Here is a 20,298-nt window from a genome sequence, read left to right on the forward strand (position 1 = left end):
AAAACTTCCCCCACTTTAGTGAGAGCAAGTGGGGGATTGTTTTTTAATAATGTGGATAGAAAGGAAATCTTCTGCGTCTATAAGGATATGGTTGGTATGGTCTGTGTGGTCTGTAATATGGTTTTCTCCATATGGATACTAAAATTAAGAACCACAATAACAAACTTGTACCGAAGGATTGGGCTGAGGTAGATTGTTCTTTAGAATAAGAGCTTGTTAAGAGTATTCTTTTTACGTTGTCAATTTTTCTTCTATGTTCATTTGAAACAAAGCCTTCTATTTGAGAGAGCAAATCAAGATTTTTAATATATTGCTGTATAGTCTTTTCAGGAACAGAATTTGCAATTCTAGCAATTTCATCTAAAATATATTTTTCAGATTTATCTCCATATTGCTTCATAAACTCTTCAAATTGATTCATTTGGTTAGCTGGGAACAACATAGGTTCAAACATATAATTGGCATTCATATAACATTTCCTCCTCTCTATTCAAAACTTTATTTAAGGATAGATACTTTTTTTAGTTCTCCTGTAATATAAGGTATGCAAGTTATAGGACAGGTGTTACTTAAAAAATGATTTTTTTGGTTAAACTTTTTAGAAGAAAAAGTAATAATTTCCCGGGGAATATTAATAGGAAAGAAAGATAGAATATGTTTCATGATGATATTTGAAATAAAAAGGAAAAAATTTCAGTAAGTTTTTTACAAAATTTATCAAAGTTATTCACTTAGCTTTATATATTCGCAAAAATCACAATATAAAATCATAAAAGTAATTTATTTGGGAAAAATATTTAGTATTGGTATATGTCTGAAAAATTTTATTAAATATAAGGAATAGATAACATGAAATTCAAAATAGGGCTTTATCAATTTTTTATAATAATGATCATTTTTCCTTATGGAAGTGCAGTGCTTTTCTTTTTAGCACCTGAAACAAAGCAAGATGCGTGGATTGCTATGATTGTATATTCATTAGGTGGAATCCTTCTTCAACTTTTATATACAGCATTATATTACAGATATCCCCAAGATACTTTAGTTACATATCTTCCTAAAATTTATGGAAGAGTTATAGGAAATATATTAGGATTCATATATATAGGTTATTTTGCTTATATAAGCTCAAGGGTATTGAGAGATTTTTTAGAGCTTATAAAAATTACTAGTTTAGAATATACTCCAATGCTTGCTATAGGAATTTTTTTTATAATCATTATTATTTACACCGTATATAGTGGAATAGAAAACATATCAAAAACTGCTCAGTCTTTTTTTATAATGATTATTTTCATGCCTGTTTTTGTATGGTTGCTTATTGTATTTACTGGAGGCATATTTAGAGTGAGTAATCTTAAACCTATTTTACAAAATGGAATTATGGAAGTAATAAAAAAAGGATGGAAGCTGATAGCTTTTCCTTATGGAGAAACAATTGTATTTACTATGATTTATCCTTTTGTTTTAGAACGCAATAAAATACGAAAGGTAGCTATTTTAGCTATTATTTTTGAAGGGATTATTTTATCATTAAATACTATATTATTGATAACTACATTAGGTGTTGGAGAGGCAAGCACATCTATTTGTCCTCTTTTTCAAGTTGTCCAACGTATAAATATAGGTGGGATTATAACAAGATTAGATGTTATATTTGTAGTTATATTAGTCGTAGGAGGATTTTACAAAATCAGTATTTTTATGTATGTTTCAGTTTTAGGCGTAGCACAAATGACTAGCTTTAAAAATATAAAATTTTTATCATTTGTATTTGGTATACTGATTTTGTATTTATCACAAATTATAGCTAAAAATTACATGGAGCATATTGAAATTGGACTGGATTTAGTAGTCAAGTATGTTCATGTGCCTTTGCAAATCATTGTTCCTATTTTGACTTTGATAATAGTTTACAGCAGAGACTTTTTATATTATGAAAAAAGAGGATGAGCAAATCATCCTCTTAGGTGTTACATAGAGTGGTCTATCATATTTATAAGCTTTTCGTATTGTTTTTTGTTTACATATATTTTTCCTTTTTCAACAGTTATTAATTCATTCTCTTTTAAATTTTTTATAATTCTATGAACGGTTCTTAGACTGATTCCAAGTTCATCAGCAATATGTTGACGTTTTTTATTGATCAGAACAACAGCTTTATCTTGTATATCGTATTCAACAAACTTGATAATGAATGAAATGAGGGAATCCATAGCTGAATGCATAAAAACGGCTCCATTTCTATAAATAGTAGGATAAAACTTTTTAGCTAAGAGCCTTGCAATTGTAGTAGAAAAAAGAATATCCTTTTCAAACCATTTTAAAAAATCTTCTTTAGACATCCTTAATGCAGTACAATCTGTTACTGCTTCAACTGTACATGCTATTTGTGATTCTTCAGCTAATATCTCTAATGCGCCAACAAAATCAGTGGAATCGATATATGCAAAACCATAAATATTGCCATTAGCAAATTCATTTAATACTCTTAAAGTGCCAAAAAGGTGTATATAAACATATTTTACTTCTGCATCTTTTTTGAGCATTATGCTTTTTGCAGGAAAGTTTTTTATAACACATCTTTTTTTTACATCTTCTGGCATGTTTTTCAGAAGCTTTTCTAAATCTGTATTATCTTTAATAAACCTTTCTATTGACATATTCATCCCTCATAGATTATCAATAATAAAAGCTGTACTGAACTATATTAGAATACCTGCGATAGTAGCTGTCATAAAAGCTGCTAAGCTACCACCTATCAATGATTTTAATCCAAGCTTTGCAATATCAGAGCGTCTTTCAGGAGCAAGGGAGCCGATACCACCAACTTGAATTCCTATAGAACTAAAGTTTGCAAAGCCACAAAGTGCGTAAGTTAATATAACTATAGTTCTATGATTAAGAGCTCCTGCTTTTATAAGCTTTGAAAGGTTTGCATAAGCAAAGAACTCATTGATTACAATTTTTTGTCCTAAAAGATTACCTGCTTCAACTGCATCACTAAGAGGAATTCCCATGATGTATGCTAACGGAGCAAATAATCTACCTAATATCCATTCAAGACTTAAATAGTCTAGTCCAAGTAAATTACCTACAAAACCTATTAAAGCATTTATTAAAGCTACAATAGCAATGAAAGAAAGAAGCATAGCACCTACATTTAAAGCAAGCTTTAAACCTTCGCTAGTTCCTCTAGCTGCTGCATCGATTATGTTTGCATCTATTTCGTCTAACTCGATTTTAACTTGTCCTTTTGTTACAGGTGTTTCTGTTTCAGGTACCATAATTTTAGCGATAATTAAACTTGCAGGTGCGGACATAATACTTGCTGCAATTAAATGGCCAGCTTCAACACCCATAGAAACATATCCAGCCATTACACCACCAGCAACAGTAGCCATACCACCAGTCATTATAGTCAATAATTCAGATTTTGTCATTGATTTGATAAAAGGTTTAATCACTAATGGTGCTTCAGTTTGACCAACAAATATATTAGCAGCAGCAGATAAAGATTCAGCACCACTTGTACCTAATAATTTTGACATTATTTTTGCTAAAACTGTTACAATTTTTTCCATAATACCTACATGATATAAAATAGCCATTAGTGCTGAAAAGAAAATAATAGTAGGTAATATTTGTAAAGCAAAAATAAATCCAAAGCTTTCTATATTTAATAAATCTCCAAATAAGAATGCTGTACCTTCTTTTGTAAAGTTTAATAATTTAGTTACTAAATCATTAAGAACATTAAAAAGCATTCTTCCTGGCGTCCATTTTAAAATCAAGACACCAAATATAAGCTGCATTCCTACGCCCATACCAACTAGTTTCCAATCAATAGATTTTTTATTATCCGATATAAGATAAGCAATTAGGATCATTATACCAAGACCCAAGATACTGATTAATTTTTCCATAATTTTTTTTGCACCTTCCCTTTGATAATTTTTATTAAAAAGGGAAAGCGTTTTCGAATGATTTGAAGTATATCAAAGTTTTTTATAAATTTCAATATTTTTTTGTATAAATAAAATTGGTAAATATTAAATATTGCTAAAGGTGACATGTGTCATTTTTTTTTATTTTTTTATTTGTTATTCTTTTAAATGCAAATAGCAAACTGATCAATTTATCTAGGAAACGATTTCAAAAAATTTCTAGATAAAAAGATGAAAAAAGGGAAGCGTTTTCGAATAAATAAAATTATAAAAATTATAAAAATATTATATCCATATTAAAAAAATTATATTAAAATAAAGTATGGAGGTTAACAATGAATTATCAAGAGAAAATAAATGAAGCATCAAAATATATTTTAGCTCAAACTAAATGCCAACCTGAAATGGGTCTTATATTAGGTTCAGGTTTAGGTGCAATTGCAGATCAAATAGAAGATGCAGAATATTATCCTTATAATGAAATTCCACATTTTCCAGTTTCAACAGTAGAAGGACATGCAGGAAGATTGGTGATTGGAACTTTAGAAGGTAAAAAAGTTATTGCTATGCAAGGAAGATTTCATTTTTATGAAGGGTATACTATGAAAGAAGTTACTTTTCCTGTTCGCGTAATGAAATCATTAGGGATAAAAACATTAATAGTTACAAATGCGGCAGGTGCTGTAAATGCAGAATATAATCCAGGAGATTTAATGCTTATTAATGATCATCTTAATCTGTCAGGAACTAATCCACTGATTGGAAAAAATTTAGATGAGTTTGGCACACGTTTTCCAGATATGTCTAACGCATATGATAAAGCTTTAAGAAAAAAAGTAAAAGAAATTGCAAAAGCTTTAAATATTGATTTGCAAGAGGGTGTATATGCTTGTATGAGTGGACCTGCTTATGAAACACCTGCAGAAATAAGAATGCTAAAGGTGTTAGGAGCAGATGCAGTAGGTATGTCTACTGTACCAGAAGTAACTGTAGCTATTCATAGTGGAATGAAGGTAATAGGTGTTTCTTGTATGACAAATATGGCTGCAGGGATACTAGACCAGCCATTAGACCATAGTGAAGTAATGGAAACTTCAGCAAGAGCTAGAGAAAAATTTATTACACTTATGAAGAATGTGATCAAGCAGATATAAAAAAACATGATCGGAGCTATAATATGTTATAAGGAGGGGAAAAATGAAACTAGAACTTATAGCCCTAATAGTAGGGATTATTACAGGTGGAATATTTACATTTGCTAAGCTTCCTCTACCTGCACCACCAAGTTTAGCAGGAATAATGGGGATTGTTGGTATATTTTTAGGATCTAAAATAGTAGAGCTTATAACGAAGGGTTAAAAAAATATTTTAAATAAATATTTTTTAACTTGTTGAATATTTGGTTCTGCTGCAAAGCAAATGAGAGGTGACACACTTGAGACGGATTGGTGTTTTAACTAGTGGAGGAGATGCTCCGGGAATGAATGCTGCTATAAGAGCAGTAGTGAGAGCAGGAATTTATAATAATATACAAGTGATGGGAATTGCAAGAGGATATGCAGGACTTATAAATGGTGAAATAAAGGAAATGGATTTAGCATCTGTTGGAGATATTATTCATAGGGGCGGAACAATTCTTAAAACAGCAAGATGTGAAGAATTTAAAACAGATGCTGGAAGAGAGAAAGCGTTAAATGTTCTAGAAGTCTTTGGAATAGATGGACTTGTTGTAATCGGTGGAGATGGTTCTTTTATGGGAGCACAAAAGCTTAGCCATGCAGGGATTAAGACTATAGGTATTCCAGGAACGATAGACAATGATCTATCATATACAGATTATACAATTGGTTTTGATACCGCAGTAAATACAGTATTAGATGCTGTGAGTAAAATAAGAGATACGTCTACATCTCATGAAAGAATAAGTATAATAGAGGTCATGGGAAGACATTGCGGAGATATAGCTCTTTATGCAGGCTTAGCAGGTGGAGCAGAAAGTGTTTTAGTACCGGAAGAAGAGTTTGATATAGATGATATTTGTAAAAAACTTATTCAAGGAAAAGCTAGAAGAAAGCTTCATCATATTATTATGCTTGCAGAAGGAACAGGAGATGCTTTGGAATTAAAAAAAGAAATATTCAATAAAACAGGAATTGAAGCAAGAGTTACTGTATTAGGTTATATTCAAAGAGGAGGTAGTCCTACAGCCTTTGATAGAATACTAGCAAGTAGAATGGGTGCTAGAGCAGTAGAACTGCTGATGGAAGAAAAATCTGGCAGAGTTATAGGGATTAAGAAGAATGAATTAATAGATATGGACATAGATGAGGCTCTTTCAGCAAATAGAGAATTTCATAAAGAAATGTATGAATTGACAAAAATATTATCAATATAAAGAGAGGATGTTAGCATCCTCTCTTTATAAATTAAAAGCATCAGATAATTTGGTATAAAAATTAGATTTATAAATTCGGCACAAGAAAACCTCCGTTGTTTATCTCGGAGGATGAATTGTGCCTTTAATTTTTAGGTTAAATACCTAAAAATTAAACATTCTTTTGGGTTTGGATATATTTTTGAATGGTTTCAGATTAATAATTCATATTCTAATTCGTCTTTAAAAATATTATGACGATACTTAGGACAGAAAACAATATGATAATTGATGTTATATTTACTGTGACTTATTGTCTTGTTTTTTGTATTTTTCAATGACATACTTCATACCTTCTTCAATTAAGTCATTAGCATTTGTTTTTAATTTGATAGCCAATATTTTGATTTCAGTGTATAAATCTTCGTCTAATGTAGTGTTAATATTCTTTCTTGCCATTTTTAAACACCTCCTAAACTAATTTTAGCACATAGTTGACTATACATCAATGGTGTGTTAAAATAAACACATGGATAACAATGTTAAGGAGGCGAAAATATGAAGTTATCGTTTAAATTTAAGCCAAGTTTTACAATTAAACAGTTAAATATTATAGAAGAATTATCTTTTCATACAACAAAACTTTACAACATAGTTAATTATGAATTGAGAGAAAATGGTTTTAAATCTTATGTAGATATAGAAAAAATGTTTAAATCTAATTGGCACTGTGATTTTCTTCATAGTCATACAAGACAACAAACTTTCAAAGTATTAGAGCAAAATTGGAAATCATATTTTGCAAGTATTAAAGATTTTAAAGCAAATCCACATAAGTATAATGGATTACCTAAACCACCTAAATTTAAAAATATACAGAACAGAAAAAATGAAATTATATTTACAAATCTGGCTATTAGATTTAAAGAAAATACATTAATGTTATCTCTTTCTAAAGCATGGTGTTAGTATAGTTTTATGGACACAAATTGGTTAAATATATAAAATAATAACTGAGAGGATGTGTCCATAATGAACAATAAAAAATTCAATCAAGATTTTAAAAAGACAATTGTAGATCTTTATTATTCTGGTCGTTCTGTAAAAGAATTAAGCAGCGAATATGGTGTTTCAGATGTCACTATATATAAATGGATTAAAAGATTTTCTCCTATATCTACATCAGATGGAAAAACTACTACATTAAATGATGTAGCAGAATTAAAAAAACAAATTGCACGCCTTCAGGAGGAGAATACTATCTTAAAAAAGGCTATCACCATATTCGCCAAAGCATAAATGACGATCAATTATTTAAAGTTATTACAGAGCAGTCTGATAAACATTCTATACAAGCTATGTGCAAAATACTAGAAGTTTCTCGTAGCTCTTATTATAATGCACTTTGTCATACACCTTCTAATCGAGAACTTGAAAATAAAGAACTAAAAGAAACAATTTATAACATCTATACTCAATCTAAAAGAAGATATGGTGCTCCTAAAATATATCATATGCTTTTAAAAAAAGGATACACAGTTAGCATAAAAAGAGTACAGAGAATAATGCGAAAGCTTGGTATTTATGCTATTACAGTCAAAAAGTATAGACCTTATTCAACAAAACAGAAAGTCATAGAATATCCTAATCTACTTAATCGTGATTTTCAAACCACTGCACTTAATCAAAAATGGGTAACGGATATCACTTATATACATACGATAAAAGATGGATGGTGCTATCTTGCATCTGTTATGGATCTTCATTCTCGTAAAATAATAGGGTATTCATTTGATACTGCTATGACTGTAAATATAGCCTTACAGGCTGTAAAGAATGCTTATATTTCACAAAATCCTACAGATACACTTGTATTGCATTCTGATTTAGGCTCGCAATATACAAGCATGGAATTTGGGAGGTACCTTAAATCTAAGGGGATACAGCATTCCTTTAGTCGTAAAGGGTGTCCTTATGACAATGTTACTATTGAATCATTCCATTCTGTATTAAAAAAAGAAGAAATTCATCATGTAAAATATATAGATTTTTATACCGCTAAATTAGCTATATTTGAATACATTGAAAGTTGGTACAATAGAAGTCGTATTCATGGATCATTAAAATATAAAACCCCTCAACAAGTAGAAGATGAGGCCAAAATTGTATGTTAAAAACTAACTTTTTGTTGTCCAAAATATTGACATAGATCCAGCAATTCAAAAAATGTTTGAGGTAGAGAGTTTAAATTTTGAAGTTTCTAATAAACTTCAAAGCCTTATAAACTTTAATAAATTGCAACAAGTAAGAATAAAGTGGGATAATTCTTTAAAACAATGGTATTTGATTGTAATATACAATAAGCAGGAATTAGAGCCAGTAAACAATACTAATATTATGGCTATTGATTTAGGTTTGGATAATCTTGCTACACTAACTTTTAAAGATGGAAATGAAACTTATCTTTTTTGTGGTAAAAAACTAAAAGGCATTAATGCTTTTGTAAACAAGAAAATTGCTTATTATCAAAGCATTGAAATGAAAAAAATAGGTTCTGATAAGTTTAAAAACACTAAAATGATTAATTCATTAAGAAGATATAGAAATAATTATGTTAATGATTATCTTCATAAAACAAGCAAAAATATTATAAATAAAGCATTAGAGCATAAGGTGAAGAAGATAGTTATAGGTAAAATTAAGGGTATCAAACAAAATATGAATTACAATAAATCTTTTGTTCAAATACCAATTCAAAGACTTGCAGAACAAATTAAATATAAAGCTAAGCTTCAAGGCATTGAAGTTAAATTCAAAGAAGAAAGTTACACAAGTGGTTGCAGTGCTTTCGATTTAGAGCCTATAACTAAAAAATACTACGATAAAACTCGCAGAGTGGTTAGAGGACTTTTTAAATCAAATTTTGGATTGGTAAATGCAGATGTTAATGGAAGTCTAAATATATTAAGAAAAGAAGAAAAATGTATTCCTGAAATAGTGCAAATTATGAGGGATAAAGGGAGTGTGTCCTCCCCGTTGAGAGTAAGGGTTGCCTGTTAAGGTGGAAACTTAAATATCAAACCTCTCACGAAGCCACCGATTAATGTCTCGGTGGTAGTTCACGAGTTAAAGTAAAAAGTTCAATACACTGAAAGATAAGCTGTCGCTTCACAAAGGCTTCGCCTCCTTTAAAATTGAATTTGGTTTCAAGTTATGCAAATGTCTATAGTATAATATATTAATAGGTGATAAATTTGAAATATTATACTATAAAAGATAAATATAAAAATATTAATAAATCACCTAAAATGAAAAAAATAATTAAAAGCTTACAAAGACAAGTATCAAGAAAATATGAAATTATAGGAAAAAGCTATGAAAAAATAATGGCTGTGAGGTAAGCTTTTATGTTGCATCCATTGGATATGGAGCGAGAGAATTAAAATAATAAGTGGGGTGATGCGATGATTTTAGTATGTGGAGGAGCAGGATATATTGGAAGTCATACTGTATATGAGCTTGTAGAACAAGGAGAAGAAGTTATTGTTGTTGATAATTTACAAACTGGGCATAAAGGTGCAGTACATGAAAAATCAAAGCTTTATCAAGGAGATATTCGTGATAAAGAATTTTTAGATAAAGTGTTTAGTGAAAATAATATAGAAGACGTTATTCACTTTGCAGCAAATTCTTTAGTTGGAGAGAGTATGGTCAATCCCTTAAAATATTATGACAATAATGTATATGGAACACAAGTATTATTGGAGGCTATGAATAAACACAATGTGAAAAGAATAGTATTTTCATCTACAGCTGCAACATATGGAGAACCTGAAAATATTCCTATTTTGGAGAATGATAAAACAGAACCCACTAATCCATATGGAGAGACGAAGCTAGCTATGGAAAAAATGTTTAAATGGGCTGACTATGCATATGGAATCAAATACATTTCTTTAAGATATTTCAACGTAGCGGGAGCACATACAAATGGTAAAATTGGAGAAGATCATAATCCAGAAACACATTTAATACCATTGATCCTTCAGGTACCTCTTGGTAAGCGGGAGCATATTTTCATATTTGGTGATGATTATGATACCCATGATGGAACATGTATTAGAGATTATATTCATGTAACTGATTTAGCAAATGCACATATTTTAGCAGTACAAAAGTTAAGAAATAATGGAGAAAGCTCTATTTACAACTTAGGAAATGGAGAAGGCTTTACAGTAAAAGAAATGATAGAGGCTGCAAGGAAGGTGACTAATCATCCGATTCCAGCAGTAGTTAAAGATAGAAGAGCAGGAGATCCTGCAAAATTAGTAGCATCATCAAAAAAGGCAATGAAAGAGTTAGGATGGCAGCCCAAAATTTCAAATATAGAAGATATAATTGCTAGTGCGTGGAAATGGCATAAAAACAGCCCTAATGGATTTGAAGATTAAGGGGTGAGCAGATATACCTTGAAAATAAAAACCAAAGAAAATTAAAGGAATTTACCGAATATTTAATCAAAACCTTCATAAGAAGAATATAGAGCTAGAAATAACAAAATATTATAAAAATAAAGGCTTGAATGATATTCGTATAAATGGTATATAATAATTAAGGTCAAAGAAAGTCAAATATATGGAGGTGTTGCTTATGTTTGGAATGATTCCTTTTAACAGAAGAAATCAGCTTCAAAGAAGAAGCAATGATTTGTTTGGCGTTGGAAGCTTTTTTGATGAGTTTTTTAACGATTCATGGTTTATGCCAATGAGTATGCAAAATAGTCAGATGAAGGTAGACATAAAAGAAAATGAAAAAGAATATTTTTTAGAGGCAGAACTTCCAGGCGTGAATAAAGAAGACATTAATATTGATCTTAGAGATGATTACCTTACAATTTCTGTAAAAAGCAATGAAGTGATTCATGAAGAAAGAGAAAATTATATTAGAAAAGAAAGAAGATACGGTTCAATGTCAAGAAGCTTTTATGTAGATAATATTGAACATGAAGGAGTAGAAGCAAAATTTGAAAATGGTATTCTTACAATAAAATTACCTAAAAAAGAAATAAAAGAAGTAAAAAGTAGAAGAATAGATATTCAATAGTAAAATGAGCTGTCTCAGAATAGAAGATATATTCTATACTGTGACAGCTTTTTTATAAATCTTGAAGCCCTAAGCCTTGATGCATTTTATTTTTTCTTCCGTGTCTATTTCTATGACAGATGCAGGTTTCACATTCTCTTTTATCTTCAAATTCACTACAAAGCTTATAATTGCCACCTTCTATTTTTAAAGCTTTTCCGTTTATCAAGCAATTTGCTAACTTTTTTCTTGCTTCTTCATAGATTCTTTGTAGAGTTGTTCGAGCAATTCCCATTAAATTTGCACTTTCTTCTTGAGTGAGTCCTTCTAAATCCATTAGCCTGATAGCTTCATATTCTTCTACAGTCATATAAATATATTCTTTTATATTATTAAAATCATCGATAGGTCCAAAAGTATTAACCTTTGGTAAAAAGCATACTCTTCTCCATTTCCTTGGTCTTGCCATAATTTTTTCCCTCCTAATAGTATATTTGAGTTTGATATATATTATATCATATATAGCTTTAGTTTTTTACAAGCATATGATCTCAACTTAATTTTTGAAAGCTTTCGCATCGAAAAAGATGGAAATTTGTCAAATGCACAATAAAATTGGTGATTTGGTCAATATATTTTTATTAAAAATTTATATATAATGAACTCAAGTTGATAGAAAACGTTATCACCATTTCAAAAAAAATAGGAAAGCTTTTCAAAAATAAAAGAGAGAGAGGCGAAGAAAATGCAAGTAAGTGCTTTAGGAGCAGTTGTTGGATTAGTAGTCGCAATTATTTTGATTTTAAGGAAAGTACATCCAGCTTATGGACTGATTACAGGAGCTATTGTAGGTGGATTAGTAGGTGGTGCAGGACTTGGAGAAACAGTTACATTGATGATTGGAGGAGCTAAAAATATTATGCCTGCAGTTTTAAGGATTTTAACAGCAGGAATATTAGCAGGGGTATTAATAGAATCTGGTGGAGCATCAAAAATGGCAGAGACTATTATAGAAAAAATAGGAGAATCAAAGGCCTTAGCTGCATTGATGATTGCTACTTGTGTATTAACAGCAGTAGGGGTATTCGTTGATGTGGCAGTTATTACTGTATCACCAATTGCTTTAGCAATTGCACAAAGAACAAACATTTCAAAATCAGCTGTTTTATTAGCTATGATTGGTGGAGGAAAAGCAGGAAATATTATGTCGCCAAATCCAAATACAATTGCAGCAGCAGAAACTTTCAAATTAGATTTATCCAGTGTTATGGCAGCAGGAATTGTACCAGCGATTTTTGGCTTGATAATTACATATTTTTTAGCAAAATCTTTAATAAATAAAGGGAATACTGTAAAGGATGAAGAATTAACTGAAATATTTGAAGAAAAACCAAGTTTCTTCGCAGCAATTATAGGACCATTAGTAACAATTGGATTATTGTCATTAAGACCAATTGCAGGAATTAAAGTAGATCCATTGATTGCATTGCCTTTAGGTGGATTGATAGGATGTTTAGCAATGGGGAAGATAAAAAATATCAATACTTATGCAGTGGCAGGACTAACTAAAATGAGTGGAGTTGCCATTTTATTGATCGGAACAGGTACTATAGCAGGAATTATCGCTAATTCTGCATTAAAAGATGTAATTATTGATGGGTTAAGTAGTTTTGGACTTCCAGCTTTTGTGTTAGCACCGATTTCAGGTATACTAATGTCTGCTGCAACTGCTTCAACTACTTCAGGAACAGCAGTAGCAAGCTCTGTATTTGGCACAACTATTTTGGCATTAGGAATAAAACCATTAGCGGGAGCAGCAATGATTCATGCTGGTGCCACTGTATTAGACCATTTACCACATGGAAGTTTTTTTCATGCAACAGGAGGAAGTGTATATTTAGATATTAAGAATAGATTAAAAGTTGTTCCGTATGAATCTTTAGTAGGTTTAACGATGACAATTATTTCAAGTGTTATTTATGGGGCGATTTTAGCTTAATATTAATTGAGTAAATATAAATGGGAAGAGGTTAGTGTAGAAAATGAAAAAGGATATGACAATTGTTTTAGCTCCAGATTCTTTTAAAGAAAGTATGACTGCAAAGGAAGTCTGTGAGGCAATGGAAAGAGGCATAAAGAAAGTTGATGCAAATATTAAATGTATTAAGGTACCAATGGCTGATGGAGGAGAAGGTACTATGCAGTCGTTGGTAGATGCAACAGATGGAAAAGTATATAAAGTAAAAGTTCAAGGACCTTTAGGGAGAGAAGTAGAAGCTGAATATGGAATTTTAGGAAATGGAGAAATAGCTGCTATAGAAATGGCAAGTGCTAGTGGCATTCAATTAGTATCAGCGAAAGAAAGAAATCCAATGAAAGCTTCTACCTTTGGAACAGGACAGTTGATAAAAGCTTGTTTAGATCATCCAATAAAAAAATTGCTAATTGGAATAGGAGGCAGTGCAACCAATGATGGTGGTGCTGGGATGATACAAGCTTTAGGAGGAAAATTACTAGACAAAGACGGAATAGAACTTCCTTTAGGTGGAGGTGAGCTAGGAAGACTAGCAAAAATTGACTTAAGTAATTTAGATACTAGATTAAGAGATATAGAAATAGAAGTAGCGTGTGATGTAAACAATCCTTTAGTAGGACCGAAGGGAGCTTCTTATGTGTTTGGACCACAAAAAGGAGCAACAGAAGAAATGGTAAAAATATTAGATGAAAATCTTGAACATTACGGAAAAAAAATAAAAGAATTTTTAGGGAAAGATATTATGAATGTACCTGGAGCAGGAGCAGCAGGTGGATTAGGTGCAGGGCTTATGGCTTTCTTAAATGGAACATTAGTAAACGGTATTCAAATGGTAGTGAAATATACTAAGCTAGAAGAAAAAATAAAAAATGCAGATATTGTTTGGACAGGTGAAGGAAGTATAGATCATCAAACAATATATGGAAAAACTCCACTTGGTGTAGCACAAGTTGCAAAAAAATATAATATTCCAGTAATTGCTTTAGCTGGAAAAGTAGGGCATGGAGTAGAAGTGTTATATGAAAATGGTATAGATGCAATTTTTAGCATTATGCAGGGTGTAAGCTCTTTAGAAGAAGCTTTAGTTGATGGAAAAAAGAATACAGAAAAGGTAAGTGAAAATATAATTCGAATGATCAATATGATACAAAAGAAAATAAAATAGTAAAAATATGTAGTTTTATTATGTAAATAATGTTACTATCATTATGATTCGCTAATAAATATTGGTGAATCATAATTTTTATATTTTTGACTTTTACATAGGGAGGATATGAATGAAGTTATCTAAAAATCTAGCTCAAAAAATAGTTAAAGAAATGATGAAGGTTATTCCTTATAATGTAAATGTTATGAATGAAAAAGGTATGATTATTGGAAGTGGCGATCGAAATAGAATTGGAAAGATACATGAAGGAGCGGTGAAAGCTATTGAAAAAAAGCAGATGATTGAAGTTCATAAACTTGGAAAGGGTGCTAAGCTCGGGGTGAACGAACCTATTTTGATTAATGGAGAAGTTGTTGGAGTTGTTGGTCTTACAGGAGATCCCGAAGAAGTTCGTCCTTTTAGTAAATTGGTTCGTGTTACAGCTGCTTTATTAATTGAACAGGCGAAAAGATTAAAACAAGATCAAGAAAAAGAAAAACAAATGGAAGAATTTCTTTATGAATTAGCCTATAGAAAAAAAGAATATGATAAAGAATTTTATTCATTATCTAGCAATTATGGTGTAAATCTTGATAATAATTATCAAGGGATTATATTGATTGGAGAAAATATGGAAAATTTTGAGAAAACATTAAAAAAGTTACTTCCTATGTCTACCCATTTTTTACGATTAGATGCTCAGCGGGTGGTATTATTTTTAGAAGAGAATAAAAAAAATCATATGCTAATTCAACTGCTTGAAGATCAAGAGGAAATAAAAAAAATGGGAGTAGGTGATTTTTCTAAGCCTTTTTCTAATTCTTTAGAAAAAGCAGGGCTTGCTATTGAGATAGGGAAAAAAATAATGCCGAGTAAAAAAGTATATACATATAAAGAATTGGAATTTTTTATTGGTCTAACACATGAAAATAAAAATAAAAGAATTCATTTGATTAAAAGCTTAGAAAGAGCAGGAGAAAAGCTAGAACTAATAAAAACACTTCAAACATATATTGAAGCAAATGGAGAAATGAACGAAACAGCAAAACATTTGAATATACATAGAAATACTTTAAATTATCGTTTGGAAAAAATATATGAGTTAACAGAAAAGCATCCTAAAAATTTATTAGACTTAGTAGAGTTGCTTTCAGGGATTGTATGGAATTAGTGCATATTTTTTCATCTATAAGAAAAGAAGGGAGCGTTTGATGGTCTAATAAATATAGATATAGATTTAGCTATGGAGGTTTTAACTTTTTGAGCAATCATATTGATTTATCTAATTCTATGTGTTTTAATTGTTAAATATATAGGGATCCAACTCAAGAAATTAAAAAAGAGTTAAAAATATAATTCATCAAACAGTAGCTAGGTGTTCAGAATCAGAAGATGAATTATTTAATGATTTTTCATCAGTTTACCAAAAACTCAATTCTCTTAAAGACAAAATAAAGTCTATTGTATATGCAAAAAGCTTTTATAAATAATTAAACTTTGAAGTTGGATCCCTATAGATAAACAACATCAACATTAAAAAAGAAATATATAAAGATAAGTGAATGACTTCGATAACTTTTGTAAAAAAACTTACTGAAATTTCATAAAAAATACGTTAAGAACCTTCATTGTTTGAACGAAGTGAGTTTTGAAGGTTTAGTATTTTTTCATGGAATGAAGTTTTGTTTTTTCAAAAGTTATCTGGAATGAACTATCTTTTATATTTCATTTTGAAGTTGTTTACCTATATATATAAGAATTTTAAAATTATAAGAAGTTAGGAGATGGTTTTGTGAAAAAATATTTAAAAATGGTAGGAAATATATTTATGTATTCAATTATATATTTTGTACTTCAAATTGCAGCAATATTTGCTGGTAGTATTTTTTATGCAATAAAGTATGCTGGTAAGGTTCCAAATGAAGAATTGGTAGGCAAAATTCAAGAAGGTATTACACAAAATACATTTATTTTTGTAGCCACAGCTGCAATTGTTACGTTAGTGATTTATATGCTAATACTAAGAAACAAAGAGGAAAACTTATGGCAAAGGTGTAAATTTGAAAAGCTTTCTGTAAAACAGTATATATGGATTGTGCTTGGGCTTATCAGTTTATCCTTTGTTAGTAGTAATGTAGTTATGTCTACACAACATTTATTTAAAAGCTACGAACAGGTTTCAAAAAGTATAGCAGCAGGAAGTGCATCATTTTTAGGGGCAATTTGTGTATTGATTTTATTGCCTATTTTTGAAGAAGTTTTGTTTAGAGGACTTATTTTTAATGAATTAAGAAAACATATCAATATTATTATTAGCGTTGCTTTGCAGGCTCTTATATTTGGTCTTTTTCATGGGAATATGTTACAAGGCATTTATACTTTCTTTTTAGGTATAATTTTAGCCATTATTTATGTTTGGAGTAAATCTATATGGGCGCCTATTGTAGGTCATATTGTCTATAATATTATGGGGATTATTGTATTCCCAAGAATACTTAATTATAGTATAAAATTTGCGACTATACTTATTATTCCAGGTGTTATAGCTTCAGTAGGTTTTATGATTCCTTTATATTTGCAATACAAAAGATCTTATGAGGAATTATCTAATGTAGATGCATCTATTCAATCATAATATTTAGTGCCTATCATATTAAATAATGTTCAAAAATTTATGGAAGATGTTAATAAAAATGGGATAGAACTTAAATAAATGAATATTGTATCGAGTATTTATATTATTAACTAAAAATAAAATCTAACAAAGAATAAAGGTTGCTAAATTACATGAAAAAGTAACGAATCAAAGATTGGATTTTATTCATAAATTATCTAAAAGAATTATAAGCGAAAACCAAGTTGTAGTTCTTGAGGATTTAGCGGTCAAAAATATGATGAAAAATGATAAATTAGCACAAAGTATTTCAGATGTAAGTTGGTATAAATTTGTTACTATACTTGTATATAAAGCAAAGTGGTATGGAAGAAAACTTCATAAAATAGATAGATGGTATCCATCATCAAAAACTTGTAGTGAATGTGGGTATGTTATGGAAGATATGCCATTACAAATAAGAGAATGGAAATGTCCTAAATGCGACAGTATTCATGATAGAGATATAAATGCAAGCAAAAATATTCTAAAACAAGGATTAGTAGATATAGCATAAAAATAAGAACCGTAGGTCTTACGGAGATAGCCTGTGGAGATAGTAGGTTACGAGGTTTATGAAGCAGGAAAAGTTCTTGGATACACCAAGAAGCCCCCACTTCAGCGTGATCAAGTGGAGGGAGAGTTCACAGCTAGAAAAAAGTCAAGATGAGGATAAATTACACCCAATACATTAAAAGGGAGGACAAATATGAGAATGCTAAAGACTTGTAATGATTTTTTGTATAACATGAAGACTCCCAAATATGTGGTGTTCATGGCATGTGTAGGTTATGCATCTTCAATTATTCTCTTAAACATTATCTACTTGATTATGGGTATTAATTTTAGTCAAGATGGAGGACCAACTTATATTAATGTTTTGGATGAAATATTATTTGCCATAATTTTATCTCCTATAATTGAAACTTTAGTATTTCAAACATTTGTATTTACAGTGATGAAAGAAATGAGATGGTTTAAAAGTAAAGAATTTTTAATTATGCTATTCTCTGCTGTGTGTTTTAGCGGAATGCATATGATTTATAATGCTTATTATGCTATGAGTGCATTCATAATAGGGTTGATCTTAGCATATTCATTTTCAATTTATAGTAAAAAGGGAAAGAAAGCATCTGTAGTAGTTATTTTGATACATAGTTTTATAAATATGATATCGGTTATATTTTCATATTAGGAAGAAGATTAAATTGTAGAGATAAGGGGGATTTTGTCAACAAGTAATTTTATTACCTATATAACAGTAGAAAAGCAATTCTTATACTCTTGGTTGCTCTTTTGCTGTTTAGTTTAAAAAAATTTATTTAATAAATATTATGAAATATTGGTGTAATATGAAATTTGCTTATAATTTTTTGTATTGTTGTTATACAAATCTAAAATGGACATTTGAGGATAAAGACAAATTATAAATAGAGAGGTGCTGGGAATGGGTTGGATTGGATATGATACGGAAGAAAAATGGATACAGTTTAGTAGAGAAATAGATGGTAAATACGTAGAAGGTGGATTATTCAAATCTTCACAGGTTAAAGCAAATATATCTAATTGGAGAATTGTTTTAGATACACAGCTTATTGCAACAGGGCGAACACGTACTACTCATACTAGGATACGAGCACGTTTTGTGAATATATCAGGATTTACTTTTAAAATTCATAAAAATGGCTTATTTAGTAAGATAGGTAGATTATTTGGTATGCAGAATATATTGATAGGCGATAGCATATTTGATGATAAATTCATAATTAAAGGAAATGATGAACAAAAAGTAAAACAATTATTTTCAAATAAAAAGATTAGAGAAATGATAAATGCTCAATCTGGAATATATTTGGAAATTACAGATGAGTACGGAGGTAGTAATATATTAGAGAATAATATTGCCGAATTAAAGTTTAGTGTTGATGGTGAAATAAAAGATGTAGATAGATTAAAACAATTGTTTGAATTATTTGAGAAATTATTAAATGAGTTATGTAATATGGGAATGATAGATAGGATAAATTCTAAATTATAAGCTCGCTGGAGGTTCAAAATGATAGCGAATAATAGTTGTAGATCACAGAAAAAAACACTAACAATCTACTTGGAAGAATTAATGTTTTGGATGAAATATTATTTGCCATAATTTTATCTCCTATAATTGAAACCTTAGTATTTCAAACATTTGTATTTACAGTGATGAAAGAAATGAGATGGTTTAAAAGTAAAGAATTTTTAATTATGCTATTTTCTGCTGTGTGTTTTAGTGGAATGCATATGATTTATAATGCTTATTATGCTATGAGTGCATTTATAATAGGGTTGATCTTAACATATTCATTTTCAATTTATAGTAAAAAGGGAAAGAATGCATCTGTAGTAGTTATTTTGATACATAGTTTTATAAATATGATATCGGTTATATTTTCATATTTGTGAAATTTTCATATTAGGAAGAAAAGAATTAAATTGTAGAGATAAGGGGGATTTTGTCAACAAGTAATTTTATTGCTTATATAACAGTAGAAAAGCAACTCCTTATACTCCGGGTTGCTACGAAGAATGCTTTTGAGAAAAGCGAATTAGACTTAAAAAAATACAAAACAGATAATTACTTAAAAGGGAACAAGATTGCTTAGTCAAACTTGCAAACTAGTGTTTTAACTAGACATATTATAAAAGGAGAGAAAATAATGAATAGTATATTGTTAGCAATTGCAATAATTTTTGTAGTAGTAGGAAGCCTTTCGTATTTGTTATCTACAAGCTATTGTATAACAAATGGACAAATTATTATTAGAAGTGGCTTTGCTAAAACAAATATTGCTATTAGTGAAATAAAGCATATTTTTATATCTAATCAGTATTCACAACCAGAAGAAAAGGACGAAACATGTATATACCTATCAATGTCATATTACAATGTAACGGATAGGATAGTTATTAAAATGAATAATAATAAAACATACTTTATTGCTTTAAACAACATTCAAAAATTTATAGAAGATGTTAAGAAAAATGGGATAGAACTTAAATAAATGAATAATATTTTCATCA

The 20,298-nt window shown here is 29.8% G+C and carries 25 protein-coding genes; 19 read left to right on the forward strand and 6 right to left on the reverse strand.

Going from position 1 to position 20,298, the window contains the following annotated elements; all coding sequences use genetic code 11:
* Window positions 1-43 precede the first annotated feature (43 nt).
* On the reverse strand, window positions 44-469 hold the full coding sequence (locus tag KVH43_RS06835; RefSeq protein ID WP_218281821.1) for a hypothetical protein: 426 nt from the start codon (window positions 467-469) through the stop codon (window positions 44-46).
* Between the two features lie 380 nt (window positions 470-849).
* Between KVH43_RS06835 and KVH43_RS06840 the strand changes: the two genes are divergently transcribed.
* Window positions 850-1,953, forward strand: a complete 1,104-nt coding sequence (locus tag KVH43_RS06840; RefSeq protein ID WP_218281822.1) for a GerAB/ArcD/ProY family transporter — start codon at window positions 850-852, stop codon at window positions 1,951-1,953.
* Between the two features lie 20 nt (window positions 1,954-1,973).
* Here the strand turns inward: KVH43_RS06840 and KVH43_RS06845 are convergent, their stop codons facing one another.
* Both KVH43_RS06845 and KVH43_RS06850 read right to left on the reverse strand, forming a co-directional pair.
* The gene (locus KVH43_RS06845) at window positions 1,974-2,663 is read right to left on the reverse strand and encodes a Crp/Fnr family transcriptional regulator (RefSeq protein ID WP_218281823.1); all 690 of its coding nucleotides are present in this window, start codon (window positions 2,661-2,663) and stop codon (window positions 1,974-1,976) included.
* Window positions 2,664-2,705: 42 nt separating this feature from the next.
* Window positions 2,706-3,926: a NupC/NupG family nucleoside CNT transporter gene (locus tag KVH43_RS06850; protein WP_218281824.1), complete on the reverse strand. Its 1,221-nt coding sequence runs from the start codon at window positions 3,924-3,926 to the stop codon at window positions 2,706-2,708.
* Window positions 3,927-4,282: 356 nt separating this feature from the next.
* On the opposite strand from KVH43_RS06850, the gene KVH43_RS06855 reads away from it, so the two are divergent.
* The 3 genes from KVH43_RS06855 to pfkA all read left to right on the forward strand — a co-directional run bounded on the left by KVH43_RS06855 (window position 4,283) and on the right by pfkA (window position 6,342).
* Window positions 4,283-5,101 (forward strand): purine-nucleoside phosphorylase, encoded by an 819-nt coding sequence (locus tag KVH43_RS06855; RefSeq protein ID WP_218281825.1) that lies wholly within the window; start codon window positions 4,283-4,285, stop codon window positions 5,099-5,101.
* A 43-nt stretch (window positions 5,102-5,144) separates the two neighbouring features.
* Window positions 5,145-5,306 carry a XapX domain-containing protein gene (locus KVH43_RS06860; protein WP_218281826.1) on the forward strand — a complete coding sequence of 54 codons (162 nt, stop codon included), beginning with the start codon at window positions 5,145-5,147 and terminating at the stop codon, window positions 5,304-5,306.
* 76 nt (window positions 5,307-5,382) lie between these two features.
* Complete coding sequence (pfkA, locus tag KVH43_RS06865) at window positions 5,383-6,342, forward strand: 6-phosphofructokinase (RefSeq protein WP_218281827.1); 960 nt, start codon at window positions 5,383-5,385, stop codon at window positions 6,340-6,342.
* Between the two features lie 191 nt (window positions 6,343-6,533).
* On the opposite strand, the gene KVH43_RS06870 is transcribed toward pfkA, so the two are convergent.
* Together KVH43_RS06870 and KVH43_RS06875 are read right to left on the reverse strand one after the other, a co-directional pair.
* Window positions 6,534-6,665 (reverse strand): transposase, encoded by a 132-nt coding sequence (locus KVH43_RS06870; RefSeq protein ID WP_255547695.1) that lies wholly within the window; start codon window positions 6,663-6,665, stop codon window positions 6,534-6,536.
* Window positions 6,622-6,780, reverse strand: coding sequence for a ribbon-helix-helix domain-containing protein (locus KVH43_RS06875; protein ID WP_218281828.1), 159 nt, complete (start codon window positions 6,778-6,780; stop codon window positions 6,622-6,624). Before KVH43_RS06875 ends, KVH43_RS06870 begins: the two co-directional genes overlap by 44 nt.
* A gap of 99 nt (window positions 6,781-6,879) precedes the next feature.
* On the opposite strand from KVH43_RS06875, the gene KVH43_RS06880 reads away from it, so the two are divergent.
* The 6 genes from KVH43_RS06880 (at window position 6,880) to KVH43_RS06905 (ending at window position 11,424) form a co-directional block, all read left to right on the forward strand.
* On the forward strand, window positions 6,880-7,290 hold the full coding sequence (locus KVH43_RS06880) for a hypothetical protein (RefSeq protein WP_255547696.1): 411 nt from the start codon (window positions 6,880-6,882) through the stop codon (window positions 7,288-7,290).
* 63 nt (window positions 7,291-7,353) lie between these two features.
* Window positions 7,354-8,495, forward strand: a protein-coding gene (locus tag KVH43_RS06885; RefSeq protein WP_420829623.1) for an IS3 family transposase whose coding sequence is annotated in 2 segments (ribosomal slippage) — window positions 7,354-7,594 and window positions 7,594-8,495 — 1,143 coding nt in all. Because the reading frame shifts where the segments join, the coding sequence is not laid out codon by codon here.
* 52 nt (window positions 8,496-8,547) lie between these two features.
* The gene (locus KVH43_RS06890) at window positions 8,548-9,381 is read left to right on the forward strand and encodes an RNA-guided endonuclease InsQ/TnpB family protein (protein WP_218281830.1); all 834 of its coding nucleotides are present in this window, start codon (window positions 8,548-8,550) and stop codon (window positions 9,379-9,381) included.
* A 194-nt stretch (window positions 9,382-9,575) separates the two neighbouring features.
* Complete coding sequence (locus KVH43_RS06895; RefSeq protein ID WP_218281831.1) at window positions 9,576-9,722, forward strand: hypothetical protein; 147 nt, start codon at window positions 9,576-9,578, stop codon at window positions 9,720-9,722.
* Window positions 9,723-9,785: 63 nt separating this feature from the next.
* Complete coding sequence (gene galE / locus KVH43_RS06900; RefSeq protein ID WP_218281832.1) at window positions 9,786-10,772, forward strand: UDP-glucose 4-epimerase GalE; 987 nt, start codon at window positions 9,786-9,788, stop codon at window positions 10,770-10,772.
* A 199-nt stretch (window positions 10,773-10,971) separates the two neighbouring features.
* Window positions 10,972-11,424 carry an Hsp20/alpha crystallin family protein gene (locus KVH43_RS06905; RefSeq protein WP_218281833.1) on the forward strand — a complete coding sequence of 151 codons (453 nt, stop codon included), beginning with the start codon at window positions 10,972-10,974 and terminating at the stop codon, window positions 11,422-11,424.
* 52 nt (window positions 11,425-11,476) lie between these two features.
* Here KVH43_RS06905 and KVH43_RS06910 read toward each other — a convergent pair whose 3' ends face one another.
* Window positions 11,477-11,872: a DUF134 domain-containing protein gene (locus KVH43_RS06910; protein ID WP_218281834.1), complete on the reverse strand. Its 396-nt coding sequence runs from the start codon at window positions 11,870-11,872 to the stop codon at window positions 11,477-11,479.
* 276 nt (window positions 11,873-12,148) lie between these two features.
* Here KVH43_RS06910 and KVH43_RS06915 point away from each other — a divergent pair, with 276 nt between their 5' ends.
* The 9 genes from KVH43_RS06915 (at window position 12,149) to KVH43_RS06955 (ending at window position 20,279) form a co-directional block, all read left to right on the forward strand.
* Complete coding sequence (locus tag KVH43_RS06915) at window positions 12,149-13,402, forward strand: GntP family permease (protein WP_218281835.1); 1,254 nt, start codon at window positions 12,149-12,151, stop codon at window positions 13,400-13,402.
* A 43-nt stretch (window positions 13,403-13,445) separates the two neighbouring features.
* Window positions 13,446-14,603, forward strand: coding sequence for a glycerate kinase family protein (locus KVH43_RS06920; protein ID WP_218281836.1), 1,158 nt, complete (start codon window positions 13,446-13,448; stop codon window positions 14,601-14,603).
* A 112-nt stretch (window positions 14,604-14,715) separates the two neighbouring features.
* The gene (locus KVH43_RS06925) at window positions 14,716-15,756 is read left to right on the forward strand and encodes a CdaR family transcriptional regulator (RefSeq protein ID WP_218281837.1); all 1,041 of its coding nucleotides are present in this window, start codon (window positions 14,716-14,718) and stop codon (window positions 15,754-15,756) included.
* A 621-nt stretch (window positions 15,757-16,377) separates the two neighbouring features.
* Window positions 16,378-17,220, forward strand: coding sequence for a CPBP family intramembrane glutamic endopeptidase (locus KVH43_RS06930; RefSeq protein ID WP_218281838.1), 843 nt, complete (start codon window positions 16,378-16,380; stop codon window positions 17,218-17,220).
* Between the two features lie 133 nt (window positions 17,221-17,353).
* Entirely contained in the window at window positions 17,354-17,755 is a 402-nt protein-coding gene (locus KVH43_RS06935; protein WP_255547843.1) for an RNA-guided endonuclease TnpB family protein, read from the forward strand.
* A gap of 192 nt (window positions 17,756-17,947) precedes the next feature.
* On the forward strand, window positions 17,948-18,433 hold the full coding sequence (locus KVH43_RS06940) for a CPBP family intramembrane glutamic endopeptidase (protein WP_218281840.1): 486 nt from the start codon (window positions 17,948-17,950) through the stop codon (window positions 18,431-18,433).
* A 252-nt stretch (window positions 18,434-18,685) separates the two neighbouring features.
* Window positions 18,686-19,276 carry a DUF3137 domain-containing protein gene (locus tag KVH43_RS06945; protein ID WP_218281841.1) on the forward strand — a complete coding sequence of 197 codons (591 nt, stop codon included), beginning with the start codon at window positions 18,686-18,688 and terminating at the stop codon, window positions 19,274-19,276.
* 86 nt (window positions 19,277-19,362) lie between these two features.
* A complete protein-coding gene (locus KVH43_RS06950) occupies window positions 19,363-19,680 on the forward strand; it encodes a CPBP family intramembrane glutamic endopeptidase (RefSeq protein ID WP_218281842.1) in 318 nt (105 codons plus the stop codon).
* Window positions 19,681-19,934: 254 nt separating this feature from the next.
* Complete coding sequence (locus KVH43_RS06955; RefSeq protein WP_218281843.1) at window positions 19,935-20,279, forward strand: SunI/YnzG family protein; 345 nt, start codon at window positions 19,935-19,937, stop codon at window positions 20,277-20,279.
* The last annotated feature ends 19 nt before the right edge of the window (window positions 20,280-20,298 follow it).

It is taken from the genome of Crassaminicella indica (assembly GCF_019203185.1).
Lineage (GTDB): Bacteria > Bacillota > Clostridia > Peptostreptococcales > Thermotaleaceae > Crassaminicella > Crassaminicella indica.

What these genes read in the sequence shown, in the direction of transcription:
- KVH43_RS06890 (WP_218281830.1), top strand. Translation starts at nt 8,548, where the DNA reads ATGTTTGAGGTAGAGAGTTTAAATTTTGAAGTTTCTAATAAACTTCAA.
- KVH43_RS06855 (WP_218281825.1), top strand. Translation starts at nt 4,283, where the DNA reads ATGAATTATCAAGAGAAAATAAATGAAGCATCAAAATATATTTTAGCT.
- KVH43_RS06940 (WP_218281840.1), top strand. Translation starts at nt 17,948, where the DNA reads ATGAGAATGCTAAAGACTTGTAATGATTTTTTGTATAACATGAAGACT.
- KVH43_RS06910 (WP_218281834.1), bottom strand. Translation starts at nt 11,872, where the DNA reads ATGGCAAGACCAAGGAAATGGAGAAGAGTATGCTTTTTACCAAAGGTT.
- KVH43_RS06945 (WP_218281841.1), top strand. Translation starts at nt 18,686, where the DNA reads ATGGGTTGGATTGGATATGATACGGAAGAAAAATGGATACAGTTTAGT.
- KVH43_RS06845 (WP_218281823.1), bottom strand. Translation starts at nt 2,663, where the DNA reads ATGTCAATAGAAAGGTTTATTAAAGATAATACAGATTTAGAAAAGCTT.
- KVH43_RS06915 (WP_218281835.1), top strand. Translation starts at nt 12,149, where the DNA reads ATGCAAGTAAGTGCTTTAGGAGCAGTTGTTGGATTAGTAGTCGCAATT.
- KVH43_RS06840 (WP_218281822.1), top strand. Translation starts at nt 850, where the DNA reads ATGAAATTCAAAATAGGGCTTTATCAATTTTTTATAATAATGATCATT.
- KVH43_RS06850 (WP_218281824.1), bottom strand. Translation starts at nt 3,926, where the DNA reads ATGGAAAAATTAATCAGTATCTTGGGTCTTGGTATAATGATCCTAATT.
- KVH43_RS06860 (WP_218281826.1), top strand. Translation starts at nt 5,145, where the DNA reads ATGAAACTAGAACTTATAGCCCTAATAGTAGGGATTATTACAGGTGGA.
- KVH43_RS06880 (WP_255547696.1), top strand. Translation starts at nt 6,880, where the DNA reads ATGAAGTTATCGTTTAAATTTAAGCCAAGTTTTACAATTAAACAGTTA.
- KVH43_RS06905 (WP_218281833.1), top strand. Translation starts at nt 10,972, where the DNA reads ATGTTTGGAATGATTCCTTTTAACAGAAGAAATCAGCTTCAAAGAAGA.
- KVH43_RS06920 (WP_218281836.1), top strand. Translation starts at nt 13,446, where the DNA reads ATGAAAAAGGATATGACAATTGTTTTAGCTCCAGATTCTTTTAAAGAA.
- galE (WP_218281832.1), top strand. Translation starts at nt 9,786, where the DNA reads ATGATTTTAGTATGTGGAGGAGCAGGATATATTGGAAGTCATACTGTA.
- KVH43_RS06925 (WP_218281837.1), top strand. Translation starts at nt 14,716, where the DNA reads ATGAAGTTATCTAAAAATCTAGCTCAAAAAATAGTTAAAGAAATGATG.
- KVH43_RS06870 (WP_255547695.1), bottom strand. Translation starts at nt 6,665, where the DNA reads ATGTCATTGAAAAATACAAAAAACAAGACAATAAGTCACAGTAAATAT.
- KVH43_RS06875 (WP_218281828.1), bottom strand. Translation starts at nt 6,780, where the DNA reads ATGGCAAGAAAGAATATTAACACTACATTAGACGAAGATTTATACACT.
- KVH43_RS06835 (WP_218281821.1), bottom strand. Translation starts at nt 469, where the DNA reads ATGAATGCCAATTATATGTTTGAACCTATGTTGTTCCCAGCTAACCAA.
- KVH43_RS06955 (WP_218281843.1), top strand. Translation starts at nt 19,935, where the DNA reads ATGAATAGTATATTGTTAGCAATTGCAATAATTTTTGTAGTAGTAGGA.